Genomic DNA, 13,112 nt, shown 5'->3' on the forward strand with positions numbered 1-13,112 from the left:
GTTGGAAAGAAGCGACTCAAGAGACAGGCGCAAGGGTTTACCGGGTCAGATAGTCGTAGTTCTGGAACGTATCGCTATGGCTGTAGCCCTGCTTGCGCGCCTTGCGCAGGTCAACCTGGTTGAGCACTACACCGAACACCGGCGCGTGGCTCTGTTGCAGAATGGCGAGGCATTTCTGCACCTGGCTGACCGGTGTGCTTTCGGCTTTGATCACGTAGATCACCGCGTCCGAATGCTTGGCCAGCAATAGCGCGTCGCTGACCATTTGCGCAGGCGGGGAGTCGATGATGATGCGCTGGTAACGCGACTTCAGCGCTTCGAGCAGGGGCGCCAGGCACGGCGAGCTAAGTAGATCAAGCGGCGGGGGCGCAAGCTTGCCGGCCGGCAACATGTCTAGATTGCCGACAGTCCGGATACAGTCTTCGAGTCGGGCGGTACCCGCCAGGACATTGGCCAGCCCCGGGCTGTCTGCCGGAAAATCGAAATTGAGCGAAAGGCTGGATCGGCGCATGTCGGCATCGATCAACAGGACCCGCTCCAGCAATGCAAGCGAGTAAGCCAGGTTGTTGGCAATGGTGCTTTTACCCTCATCGGCCATGGTCGAGGCAACGAGCACTACCTGTGACGGCTTTTCTCCACTGTGCAACATCAGCCAGGTGCGCAAGTTGCGAATGGTCTCGCAAAAACGCGGATGCTCGTTGTCGTCGAACAATCGCGCCAGTTGCCGGCGGCTTCTCTTCGTGACCAGCGGCACCACACTGAGCAGGGGGATATTAAGCATGCTTTCGACCGCTTCGTCGGTCTTGAAGGTTTTGTTCCGGGCTTCGGATATTAATGCCAGCGCCATGCCGATCAGCGCGGCCGCGATGGCGACAATCACCATGATCAGTGTTTTACGGGGTTTGCTCGGTTCCAAAGGCACAATCGCTGGGTCGACGATACGCGCTTTGGTGGAATCCATGTCTGAGGTGGCCGCAGTTTCCTTCAAGCGAGTGATGAAGGTCTCATACAACGCGCGACTGCTGTCGACTTCTCGCTGTAACTCACGCAGCTGGAACTCCTTGCGCGAGATATCCTGTATCTGCGTCTTGTTGCTGTTGAATGATTTATGCAGTGAGCTTTCACTGGCCTTGGCTAGCTGGTAATCCTGTTCGATGCTGGCAACCACTTGTCGAACCTGTAGACGCAAACTGTCGGTGGCCGTACGCAACTCGGCGAGGGCGGCGATCAGGGTCGGATGTTTTGGACCGTAACGCCCGGACAATTCTTCGACCTTGGCTTGAGCCTTGGCCTGTTGTGCCTGGAATTTCTGCACCAAAGCGTTGCTCAAGACGGCGGGCACACTGGAGAGTCTGCTCAGATCGCCATTGCTCAGGGCCTGGACCTGACGGTACCGGCTCTCGGCTTCCGCCAGGTTACGGCGGGCATCGATCATGCGGTTGCCGGTCATTTCCAGTTCATTGGCGCTGATGGTGGCGACACCGCCGACATCGACCAGGCCTTGTTCTTCCCGATAAGCCTGAAGCTTGTCTTCGGCAATGCGCAGGTTATTGCGCAATTCGACCAGGCGTGAATTCATCCAACTGGCGTTGGTCTGCGAGGACTTCAGGCTATTGTCGAACTGGCTATCAATGAAGCCTTGGGCAATCGCATTGGCGGTTGCGGCCGCCAGGTCAGGGTCGGGCAGCAACACCTCTATGTTGAGCAGTTGGCTCTTGCCGACGAATTTGACGTCGGTGCGCTTCATGAGGTTCTGCGTAACTTCATTGAAAATATCGGTTTCAGTGGGCACTACCTGTCGGGGTATCAAAAAGCCCAATGCCGGCAACCACTGTCCAAGATCAAGGTTTGCCAACCATTCGCGTGGCGTAAACCATGACTGCGGTTGCTGGCGGGGATCGGTCACCGGGTTAGTGGTGAGGTTGAGCTTTTTGACGGCGCGTTCGGCCAAGTCCCGCGATTGCAGAAGCGCCAATTGCGTCTGCAAGTAATCGACGGTACCGGAGCTTGAGTCCGTGACTTGCTGGAAGGTCAGCAGTGGTGGCGTTTTTTCTTTGATCAGCAGGGTGGCGCTGCCGATGTACTGCGCGGGAATGAATGACAGAATGGCCATCGCAAGCGCACAGGCAAGCAGCACCAACCAAGCGATTTTCCAATGAGCACGCCAGATCACCCTCCAGAATTTGAGCAGGTCAATGGTGTCCTTCTCCTCGCCATGCTGCTGGTGCTGAGGCAGATGCGCCTGGAGCGGACGTTCAACGTAGATGCTTGGGCTGTTATCCATGATTTAGAAAAAGCCTTGTGCAATGGAGATGGTGTCACCGGGAGCGATGGCGGTGCTGCGCGTGACCGTATCGGTCAATGGTGGTGAGCCATCGCCGCGCACGATGGTCACTCGCTTGATCGAGGCCCGTTCGGTCAGGCCACCGCCCAGTGCAATGGCTTTTTCCAGTGTCAGCCCGGGCTCGTATGGATAGCTGCCGGGCTTTTGTACTTCGCCATTGATGTAGAACGAGCGGTAGACGATCAGGTTGAGGCTGACCTTGGGGTCGACCAGGTAACCTTGCTTGAGCCCGTCGACGATGATCTTTTCCACCTGATTGGGGGTGAGCCCCTTGGCGGAGATCTCACCCAGGAACGGATAGGAAAATGTACCGGCGTCATTGAGGCGGATTTTGTCGAAGCTTAAATCCCGTTCTCCGAATACGGTGATGCGCAATACATCGCCGGCCGCCAGTTTGTACTGGGCGCCGGTGTCCGCTGCAAAAGTCACGGGCAACAGCCACGGCACGAACAACAAGGCAAGCATTCGCGAGTTCATGGGGGGAAACCTCTTAGAGACTTACGTTGAAGCTGAGCAGGAAGATGTTGCGTTCAAAACTATGGTTGTCGGCATCGGAATTGTCGTTGCGGTGGCGATAGCCCAATTCGATATCCAGCCAGCGGCGCATCTGGTATTCCACGGCGAAGTTGTAGTCGCGAAGGTTGTCGGTGCGGTTCTGCCCCTCGTACTCATAGCGGGCCAGCCCTGCTTCGGCCACCGTTGTGATCCGCTCGGTCCAGCCATGACGCCAGCCGAACAGCGCAGAGCTGGTCTTGACGGCGTCAGCACCGTCGTCGCCCTCGGCCAGCGCCTGGCGAGCAACGAACGAAAAGGTCGAGTAGGTTCGTGGCTTCCATCGCAGGTCCACCTGCCAGGTCGGGTTACTGAGGTCTTTGACACTGCTGTCATCAAAGTTCTTACGCTCATAACCAAGGCGTACTTTGCCGGTGGTGCGTGCGGTGAAGTCCCACTCTGCACCGGCCAGGACCGCATTGGATGTGCTGTTGAGACGGCTGTCGGAGAGCAGGTAGTCGAAGACGGTATGGTCGTACTCCAGCAAGCCGCGGGTGTTGCTGCCTATACGGTGGTACCAGGTGGTGGTCAGGCCGGTGGTATTGCGCTCTTTGTCTTTATTGATGCCGTCGGAGTTGTCGTAACGAAGTTGAGCGTAACTTGCGCCCAGATCGATCTGATTGGCAGCGCTCCTGGCGCCGTAGGTATAGAGACCATTGACGCGATTAGTGCGAATCTTGTCATTGATGCCATCGACAGCAGTCGATGTCGTGCGTTCGTATTTACGCGCTTCCCCTTCAAGTTTCAGGCGATGGCGGTCGGTGAACTCCATGATGCTGTCGAGCCGCACACGTTGTGCCGTATTCGAGGCGTCCGGATGATCATGATAAATGTAGCGGGTAGGCTGCCAGATAAGTCGCGTGGCACTGTTTCGATCTTCGGCCTTGAGTTCGAAAGAGGGCGCCACCTTGGTCACCATGGAAGACTGACGTCCCCGATCCAGCTCCCGGAAGTTGTCATCGTAGCTCTCTGAAAATAACAACGTGGGTGTGAAGTCGAATCCGTAGATGTTAATGGCCTGGGGGTCGAGACTCCAGGCCGCTCCGGGATATAGAGAGATCACTATCAGTGCGAAGGGGCCATGGGTCTTAAGGGTCATATCATTGCTCCTTGGGGATGAATCCAATGACTATAGACCGGAAAAACAGGGCCGAATGTGCGCGATGTAATATCGGCTGATGTCAGTGATTTCTTCATGCGAATGGAGTCCGTAAGTGTGAGTAATCACTCGCCTGGAAACAATCCATGAAATAAAAAAGGCATAAATTTTTGTTTGAATTTAAAGTTGGGTGAATGTGTTCAGGTTTTGTTATTGAAGTAAGTTGAATAGGGGCTTATAGATGGAGGCGTGCTCGCTCAATATCAGTCAGTGGAATACGAACCGGCTGCTCTCTATTCAGAAAGTGAAGCAGGATCATAACTCGCTCGTCACCTAACATGGTCATGAAAATACCTTCGAGTGTCGACAGCGGTCCTCGGGTTATTTGCAGTTTTTCACCGGGCTTGAACGTGTGAGGTGCAAGAATTTCCGGTGGTTTATAACACCGCTCTTGCAAGTGTGTGATGACATCGTCAGGGACCATTGCCGGGCCGTGATTAAAATCGACGATTCGGCTGACGCCACGTGTAGAACGCAAAGGGGCCCACTTGTCGTCACGGCCTAGCTGAATGAAAAGGTACCCCGGGAAGAGCGGCTCAAGGGATTGATGGGGGCTACCATGTATCCTGCGTTGGCTAACGGTTTGCGGGCAAAATATGACATAGTTTTGCCGCAATAAATTGATTTTCGCCCGTTCGTCCTGACGTGGCTTGCACTGCAAAAGATACCAGTTAGAGGCTTGGGTAGTCGTCAGCATACTGGCAAGCTCCGTAACGTTGGTTTAAGCATGCCTGTTGCGTATCAGCGATGCCGTTATCCTTCCAGTGAACGCAATGAGGTTGTGGAAGTCGCGAAAGTGTTAAGCTTTTAAAACGGTGTATCAATGATGAAGCATGTAACGCCAGGGAAACGGTAAAGTGATTTCAAAGTGATTGCAAAGTGGAATGTGTAAACCTTAATTAACGCTGTGCATGATGTCGCCTTCAGGCACGAAATGAAGCCGATACTTTGCGATGGCCAAAGCTACCGCACGGTCCGAACCTTCGGCCCTTTAAAAATAAGTACTTTTGTTCGTAATCCTTATTTGCAATGCAGTCAGCAATGGATATTCATCCACTAGATCGTCGCCTTTGTCAGGTGTCGACCCTGTTAGGTATTGATCACTCAAGGTGGCCTGTCAAATGTTACTAGTCAAAAATATAGCCTTCTGTCCAATAAGTTATTAAGGTTGTCCAACTAATTGTTTTAAAAATGTTTTATGGCAATTGGCATGATTCTGCGGCCCGACGGGTTCGCGGCCAACGTGATGACCTGCGCAAGGCGCCGGGTGGCGGACTCAATGTCTTCGGCACTGAAACCGCCCAAACCCAGAATCAATCCCGAACGGCCATTGCCACCGGCATACATCGGCGACACGGCACGTACCGATACCTGAGCTTCGGAAGCTTTGGCGGCGACCCACTGATCGTCGATAACTTCCGCCAGCCAAAGCACCAGATGCATGCCCTGATCGCTCGGTTCCAGCCATGCAAGTTCGCGAGGAATCAGCCTGGCAACCGCCTCGATGATTTGCCTGTGGATGTCTGCGTATACGCCGCGAATTCGCCGGATGTGCCGATCCAGATGTCCTTCTGCGATGAATGCTGCGAGTACGTGCTGATCGGCGTTGGCGGGATGCCGATCCATCAGGACCCGCGCACCGCAGAAGGCTTGCACCAGATAAGGCGGAACGATTGCGTAGCCGAGTCGTAACGAGGGGAACAGTATTTTGCTGAACGTCCCCAGGTAGATAACCCGGTCGGGGTCCAGCCCCTGCAAGGATGGAAAAGGGTGGCCGGCGTAACGCAGTTCACTGTCGTAATCGTCCTCGACGATCCAGGCATCGGACGCCCGGGCCCATGCCAGCAAGGCATCGCGCCTGGCCATGCTCATTGGCATGCCGAGTGGATATTGATGTGACGAGGTCACGAAGGCTGCTCGTGCCTGGGGGCATTGCGCTATGCCGTTTTCAACATTCAGCCCCTCGGCATCAACCGGGACGCGGATCATTTGATTTGTATGGCCTGCGCTTTCCAGAATTCCTGTGATACCCCGGTAGGCCGGATCCTCCACCCACGCAAAATCCCCCACATCGAGCAGCACCTGACAGGCGAGATACAGGCCCTGTTGCGTGCCGGATGTAATGATGACCTGGCTCGCTTCACAGCGCACAGAGCGTGACTTGCGCACGTAATCCGCTACCGCTTCCCGTAACTCAAGCGCACCTTGTGGATCGCCGTATCCCGAGGGCGCTCCAGCCCCTCGCGCCCTGATGCGATTGCCAAGGCGACGCCAGATATCGTCAGGCGCCGCTTTGCCAATCGGCACCGAGACCGAGAACGGAATCTGCGCAGCCGCTCTAAATTGCTGGGCCACCTGAGCGAACCGTTCGATTCGGGAAGAGGGCGTCCACGACCTGGCTTCGGTGGGCCGACCTTGCTCCTGCCGGGTGGTTGGCGACGCATCTGCCAAAGAGCGGGCCACCCGCGTACCTGCTCTGCCTTGGGATTCCAGGAAGCCCTCGGCGATCAACTGCTCAAAGGCCTCGATAACGGTGCCTCGGGCAATCGTCAGCGATTTGCCGAGAATGCGCGTCGATGGCAGCAGCTCACCAGGCTTGAGGTCGCCCCTGCGGATCGCGGACCTGAGCGCTTGAGCAAGTTGTCGTCCCAATTGACCGGCGGTTCGATCCAGCGTGCCCAGCGATGGAATTTCAACAACGTTGGCTTTACGTGCCATCAATTCTGGCTCAGTGATTATGTTGGATATTGGCTCTATACCATGGGCCAGTTCATCCACACAATTCACACGAAGGCCACCTCACCACTGGCGCGCTGTCCCCACCCTTGAACGATTGAAGGAGTTGATATGTACGTACCTGCCCATTTTGATGAGCCTCGCGCCGAAGCCCTTCATGAACTGATCGTGCAGCACCCACTGGGCATTTTGTTTACCAACGGTGAAAGCGGACTGGATGCCAACCACATTCCTTTCGAGTTGAAGGCTGCGCAGGGGCAGTTCGGTGTTCTCCAAGCTCACGTCGCGCGTGCCAATCCGGTCTGGCAAGACGTTAAAAATGGCGACGAAGTCTTGGTGGTTTTTCGCGGTGCCGAGGCTTACATCTCGCCCACCTGGTATCCGAGCAAGCACGAAACACATAAACAGGTTCCGACCTGGAACTACAAGGTGGTGCACGCCCATGGGAGGATCACCCTTCACGATGATGAGCGCTATGTCCGTGGGTTGGTGGCGCTCCTGACCCGAACCCATGAGTCCTCCCAGCCCGAGCCATGGAAAATGACGGACGCCCCGAAGGACTACATCGCCTCGATGCTTAAAGCGATCGTTGGGGTAGAGATCGAGATCACTCGCCTGGTCGGTAAATTCAAGCTGGGCCAGAATAAGGAAGCGAGAGACATCCGTGGTGCAGGTCAGGCACTCAAGGACAGCGGGAAAATCGTATTGGGAGAGGCAATGCTCGCGGGTGTCGATGCCGAATCCTGAGGCACCTCGTGCACAGGCTGGTCTGCGGCGCTCGCACTCATAGCGACGCCCTGACCACCAATGGACAATCAACCGGCTGGGCTCCCTCTACCTCAAGGGCTTCGATCAGATGCCGGGCAGCCCGGCGACCGATCTCATAGTACGGCAGTTGCACCGTGGTCAGCGGCGGGATGAACAGTTCGGCGATACCGATCATGTTGTCGTAGCCGAGCACGGCGACATCGCCGGGAATTTTCAGGCCTCGGCTCAACAACAGCTGATAGGCACAAAACGCGATGCGGTCGTTGCCACAGATCAGAATGTCGAATTGTGGGCGACCCTCAACAATGTGCCGGTCGAGGATAGCTGCGGTTTCACCGTAGGCGTCATGCTCGGAAAGGTCGTATTGCAGAAGCGCGTCAGGCGCCAGCCCGAATGCCTGACAGGCGCGCAGCAGGCCTTCTTGCCGCAGCCCCCAGGCCAGGCTCTGTTTTGGCAGATTGATGCACAGCGGGCGCCGATAGCCTTGGCTCAACGCGTGATGCACGGCGCGATACTGCCCCGTTTCGTCGTCCGGTACGTAACTGACCAGGCGACTGTCATCGGCCAGGCAATTGGCGAGTACCAGCGGTTTGCTCTTCAAGCGCTCGGGAATGCTGACGTGGCGAAAGCCCATGGCGCTGAAGATCAGCCCGTCAGGGCGGTGCGACAACATCAGGTCGATGTTCTGGTCGGTGGGCGGGTTGCTCAACAGGTTAAGGATGAAGACATTCCAGCCGGCCTGCTGCGCGGTCTGTTCGATGGACAGCAGCAGCTCCACCGCGAACGGTGTGGTCGCGGTGTCCAGCGCGAACACACCGATGGTGCGCGACTGGAGGTTGTCGCCGCGCATCTTGCGCGCCGACAGGCTCGGTACGAATTGCAGTTCATCAATGGCGCGACGCACCCGCTGAAGGGTTTCGGGGCTCAGTTTTTCCGGGTTGTTGAGCGCTCGAGAAACCGTCATCAGGGACACGCCGGCCAGTTGTGCAACGTCTTTCACTGAAGTCATGCGAGGCGAGGCCGGTCAGGTTGACGCAGAATCATGACACAGGGCCCGGGTTTCTCGCGACTCGAATGACAACGCTCATACCCAACCTGAAGCGAGAGGCCACGCCCTGGGAATCGAAGCACGCCCGCCACTGCCGTGGTTAAACAACTTCACGCCCAGACTGTCGGGCCGCGGATAGAGGCGACTGCTGAGGCTGAAGCGGCCGTTTTCGTCGAACACCTCGATGGACGAGCGATCGAGAAACACGCGCAGTTCCAGTCGCTCTTGTGTCGGGTCTATCGACACGCTGCGCTGGCCGCTGACTTGCGCACCCGAGCGGCTGCGGTCCAGCACCAGGCGCTGTAATGCCGCATCGTAATAGAGCAGGGTTTCTTCACGGCCATCGTTGCTGCAGCGCAAGGCGATGCCCAGGTGGCCGTCGGTGCAGCCGCGTAAATCCAGATGCACATGGATTTCCAGCAGGTCGCCATTCACTTCCGGCACCCAACAGGTTCCCGACTCATCCCGCCAAGGCGTACTCGGCAATGGCGCCTCGCGCAGCGCGGTGAGCTCCCGTGCCGGATACACGCAAAGGCGATCGTCATGCAGTTCAAGTTCGCGCGGTAAACCGAGCATGCCGCACCAGTGATGGGCCTGGCTCGGCATCGGGCTTTCCCACATGTCGAGCCACGCCCACACCAGGCGCCGACCATCGGCGGCCACCAGCGTTTGCGCGGCATAGAAATCGTGGCCGTTATCCAGCTCGATAAAAGGCCCGCCGGTGAAGTGCCATTGGCTGTCGAGTTGGCCCACTCGATAACCGGTCTGGTATTTGTTGAGCCGTTCGTAACCGTGGGGTTGCATGCCCTGAGGGGAGTACAGCAGCACGTCGCGCCCGTTCAGGCGAAACAGATCCGGGCACTCCCACATATAGCCATCGCCCTCGCTGCCGCTGGCTACATAATCGAGGAACTCCCAGGTGTGCAGATCGGTGGAACGATACAGCGGTAGCAGCGGTTGATCGCCCAGACGTGCGCCGGCAATCAGGTACCAATAGTCGTCCGCTTGCCAGACCTTGGGGTCACGAAAATGCATGATCGAGTCTTGCGGCGCGGTGTCGATGACAGCGCCATGCTTGACGAAGCGAATGCCGTCGACACTGGTGGCCAGGCACTGGACTTGACGGATCGAGCTTTCATCACCCACGTCCTTCAGCCAGGTGTGCCCGGTGTAGATCAGCGCCAGGGTGTCTCCACACACTACCGCGCTACCGGAAAAACAACCGTCGCGGTCGAAGTCATCGCCGGGCGCCAGGGCAATGGGCAGATGCTGCCAATGGACCAGGTCGGCGCTCTTGGCATGCCCCCAATACATCGGGCCCCACTTGGCGTCAAAGGGGTGGTGTTGATAGAAAACGTGATACTCGCCACGGAAGTACACCACCCCGTTAGGGTCGTTCATCCAGCCTGTCGAGGGGGCAATGTGATAACCGGGGCGGTAATCGTGGATGACCCGAGACAGGCCGTCACTCAGCGCCTGTTGCGCAAGGTCAAGGGAGTCAGGCATTGGATCGCTCATGGTATTCAAAGACAAAGTCATAGGGCGCCTGCTCGTGCCGGGCGCAGAGGGACGGTTTCAATGGCATGTGGGTGACGCTTCAAGGCTGTGCCGTCGGCGTCGAACAGGTGCAGGTTGTCGATGTCCAGCAGCAGCTCGACCCGGTCGCCCACCTGCCATCCGGCGTGGACCTCACAACGACTGATCAGTGGCTCGTCCTGACCTGTCTCGAGGTGCACATAAGTTTCACTGCCCAGGTATTCGACCGCGGTCACCACGATGCCGGCGGCTCCTTCCGCTGACTTGAGCGACACGTGTTCCGGGCGAATGCCCAGGCTCAGCAGCGTGCCCGCCGCCAGGTTCGAACTGTCGAAGGGCAGGGACGTCATCCCCAACACGGTGCTGTCGACCAGGCTGGTTTCGCCCGGCGCCTGCAAGCGCGCCAGCAGAAAGTTCATTCTGGGTGAACCGAGAAAGCCGGCGACAAAGCGACTGGCCGGGCGCTCATAGAGTTCGCGCGGTGAGCCGACCTGTTCGACGCGACCGCCATTGAGCACGACAATTTTGTCGGCCAGGGTCATCGCTTCAACCTGATCGTGGGTGACGTAGATCATGGTCGAGCCCAGCCGGGCATGCAGCCGGGCGATTTCGTTGCGCATCTGCACCCGCAAGGACGCATCGAGGTTGGAGAGCGGCTCATCGAACAACAGAATGTCCGGTTCCCGCGCCATGGCTCTGCCCATGGCGACACGCTGACGCTGCCCGCCAGACAGCTCCTTTGGCTTGCGTTGCAGCAGCTTGTCCAATTGCAGGATTTGCGCGGTCTTCAGCACGCGCTCGCGCAGGCTGGTCTTTTCGGTCTTGGCCAGCTTCAGACCAAAGCTGATGTTGTCGTAGACGCTCATGTGCGGGTACAGCGCATAAGACTGAAACACCATGCCGACGCCACGCTCGCGCGGCTCCAGGTCGTTGACCCGACGCCCGTCGATCAGCAGGTCGCCGGCGCAGATCGAATCCAGTCCGGCGATCAGGCGCAGCAGGGTCGATTTTCCGCAGCCCGAAGGGCCGACGAATACCACGAACTCACCCGCCGCGATCTCCAGGTTGACGTCGCGCAGAATCCGCGCGCCGCCCAATTGTTTGTTCACGTTATCCAGTTTCAACTTGATCACGATGCTGTTCCTTGTAGTTGTCGGGCATCAACCCTTTAACGCGCCGGTAGTGAGGCCGGAAACGATTCGGCGCTGGAAGATCAGCACCAGAATCACCAGTGGGACGGTGACCAGCACCGATGCCGCCATCAACAACCCCCAAGGCAACTCATGGGGGCTGCCGCCGGAAATCAGGGCGATGGCCACTGGCACCGTGCGTTGGGTGTCGGTGAGGGTGAAGGTCAGGGCAAACAGGAACTCGTTCCACGCCGCGATGAAAGCCAGCAAGCCAGTGGTGACCAGTGCGGGCCAGAGCAACGGCAACAGCACCCGGGTCAGCGTGACCCAGGGCGAGGCGCCATCCATGATTGCCGCTTCTTCCAGCTCATGGGGCAGTTGACCCATGAACGTGGTCAGCACCCAGACGGTGAAGGGCAGGGTGAAAATCGTGTAGCTGAGAATCAACGCCCAGGACGTGTTGTACAGGCCCAAGGCACGGATCACCTCGAACAGCCCCGACAACACCGCGACCTGGGGAAACATCGACACCCCAAGGACCATCATCAATACCGTGCCACGCCCACGGAATTTCACCCGGCCCAAGGCATAAGCGGCGGTCAGGCTGAGGAACAGCGCCAGCGTCACTACGCTAAGCGCGACCACCAGTGAATTACCGATAGCCCGCAGGAATGAGGCTTGGTTAAGCACCGCCGCGTAATTGGAGAAGTCGGGTTTTTTGATCCAGTAACTCACCTCGAACAAGGCGCTGGACGGCTTCAGCGACGTGACGATGGCGTAGTAGAAAGGGAACACCGCATACAGCAGCAACACCCCGATCAGGCACCAGAAACCGAAGCGCAACAGTGCTTTTTTCAGTAGGCGAGGGCTCATGACCGGACCTCCAGTTGACGGCGTCCGAGGTAGAGATAAAGCATGGCGATCACTGCAACCACCAGAAACAGCAGGGTCGAGGCGGCGCTGCCGTAACCGACGTCCTGGAACTCCACCAGGTGTTGGCGGGCGTAGACCGACATGCTCATGGTGCTCGATGAGTTCGAGGTCAGCACATAAATCACGTCGAACACCCGCAGGGAGTCGAGGATGCGGAAGATCGCCGCCACCAGCAACGCGGGCATCAGCAGTGGCAGCGTGACCCGCCAGAACACCTTCAGTGGATGAATGCCATCAACCCTGGCGGCTTCGTAGCAGTCACTCGGCAACATCTGCAAGGCGGCGAGCATCAGCAGGGTGACAAACGGCACGGTCTTCCAGACGTCGACGATAATCACCGCCCACATCGACAGATCGGCATCTGCGGTCCAGGCCAGAGGCGCGGTAATCAGGCCGAGGCTGAGCATCAGGTGATTGATGATGCCGAACTGGTCATTGAGCATCCACGACCAGATCTTCGCCGAGACAATGGTCGGAATCGCCCACGGAATCAGAATCAACGCTCGCACCAGGGAACGGCCGGCGAACTGGATGTTCAGCAGCAAAGCCACCAGCAGCCCCAGCACGACTTCCAGCCCCACCGACACCACGGTGAAATGCAAGGTGTTGCGCACTGCATTCCACCATTGCGGATCGACCAGGATGCCCGACCAGCTGGAACCGTTGTGGAACAGATAATTGCTCAGGCCAACGAAGGTGCCGCCAGCGGTGTCCGCCAGGTTGGCGTCGGTCAGGCTGAACCAGAATGTCCGCAGCAACGGCCAGGCCGCTACCAGGGCCAGACACAGCAACATCGGCGTCAGAAACAGCCAGGCAGCGCGCACTCGGCGGCGCTGTACCGGCGTTTCCCTGGCGAGCAGGAGCTCGTCACAGGGAGCATGGGTAGTAGAGACAGACATGGTGATT

11 protein-coding genes are annotated in these 13,112 nt (G+C 57.8%); 1 reads left to right on the forward strand and 10 read right to left on the reverse strand.

All coding sequences use genetic code 11. From position 1 onward, the window contains the following. Positions 1-37: 37 nt before the first annotated feature. The 5 genes from F475_RS03785 to F475_RS03805 form a co-directional block, all read right to left on the reverse strand. Positions 38-2,284 carry a polysaccharide biosynthesis tyrosine autokinase gene (locus F475_RS03785; protein WP_111453161.1) on the reverse strand — a complete coding sequence of 749 codons (2,247 nt, stop codon included), beginning with the start codon at positions 2,282-2,284 and terminating at the stop codon, positions 38-40. 3 nt (positions 2,285-2,287) lie between these two features. Next, positions 2,288-2,821, reverse strand: a complete 534-nt coding sequence (locus tag F475_RS03790; RefSeq protein ID WP_026286626.1) for a polysaccharide biosynthesis/export family protein — start codon at positions 2,819-2,821, stop codon at positions 2,288-2,290. A 13-nt stretch (positions 2,822-2,834) separates the two neighbouring features. Further along, positions 2,835-3,995, reverse strand: a complete 1,161-nt coding sequence (locus F475_RS03795) for an outer membrane beta-barrel protein (protein WP_028940767.1) — start codon at positions 3,993-3,995, stop codon at positions 2,835-2,837. A 235-nt stretch (positions 3,996-4,230) separates the two neighbouring features. After that, on the reverse strand, positions 4,231-4,752 hold the full coding sequence (rfaH, locus tag F475_RS03800; protein WP_111453162.1) for a transcription/translation regulatory transformer protein RfaH: 522 nt from the start codon (positions 4,750-4,752) through the stop codon (positions 4,231-4,233). Positions 4,753-5,240: 488 nt separating this feature from the next. Continuing rightward, entirely contained in the window at positions 5,241-6,842 is a 1,602-nt protein-coding gene (locus F475_RS03805; protein ID WP_256597048.1) for a PLP-dependent aminotransferase family protein, read from the reverse strand. A 60-nt stretch (positions 6,843-6,902) separates the two neighbouring features. Between F475_RS03805 and F475_RS03810 the strand changes: the two genes are divergently transcribed. Further along, the gene (locus F475_RS03810) at positions 6,903-7,538 is read left to right on the forward strand and encodes an FMN-binding negative transcriptional regulator (RefSeq protein WP_111453164.1); all 636 of its coding nucleotides are present in this window, start codon (positions 6,903-6,905) and stop codon (positions 7,536-7,538) included. Positions 7,539-7,575: 37 nt separating this feature from the next. On the opposite strand, the gene F475_RS03815 is transcribed toward F475_RS03810, so the two are convergent. From F475_RS03815 to F475_RS03835, 5 genes are all read right to left on the reverse strand, one after another. Beyond that, positions 7,576-8,568, reverse strand: coding sequence for a LacI family DNA-binding transcriptional regulator (locus F475_RS03815; protein WP_028940763.1), 993 nt, complete (start codon positions 8,566-8,568; stop codon positions 7,576-7,578). A 75-nt stretch (positions 8,569-8,643) separates the two neighbouring features. Next, a complete protein-coding gene (locus F475_RS03820; RefSeq protein ID WP_111453165.1) occupies positions 8,644-10,146 on the reverse strand; it encodes a glycoside hydrolase family 32 protein in 1,503 nt (500 codons plus the stop codon). Then, positions 10,143-11,276 carry an ABC transporter ATP-binding protein gene (locus F475_RS03825; protein WP_111453166.1) on the reverse strand — a complete coding sequence of 378 codons (1,134 nt, stop codon included), beginning with the start codon at positions 11,274-11,276 and terminating at the stop codon, positions 10,143-10,145. Before F475_RS03825 ends, F475_RS03820 begins: the two co-directional genes overlap by 4 nt. Before the next feature lie 27 nt (positions 11,277-11,303). Beyond that, a complete protein-coding gene (locus tag F475_RS03830; RefSeq protein WP_018928908.1) occupies positions 11,304-12,146 on the reverse strand; it encodes a carbohydrate ABC transporter permease in 843 nt (280 codons plus the stop codon). Continuing rightward, the gene (locus tag F475_RS03835) at positions 12,143-13,105 is read right to left on the reverse strand and encodes a carbohydrate ABC transporter permease (RefSeq protein WP_111453167.1); all 963 of its coding nucleotides are present in this window, start codon (positions 13,103-13,105) and stop codon (positions 12,143-12,145) included. The genes F475_RS03830 and F475_RS03835 overlap by 4 nt, the downstream gene beginning before the upstream one ends. Positions 13,106-13,112: the final 7 nt, after the last annotated feature.

It is taken from the genome of Pseudomonas sp. URMO17WK12:I6 (assembly GCF_003253625.1).
Classification (GTDB): Bacteria; Pseudomonadota; Gammaproteobacteria; order Pseudomonadales; family Pseudomonadaceae; genus Aquipseudomonas.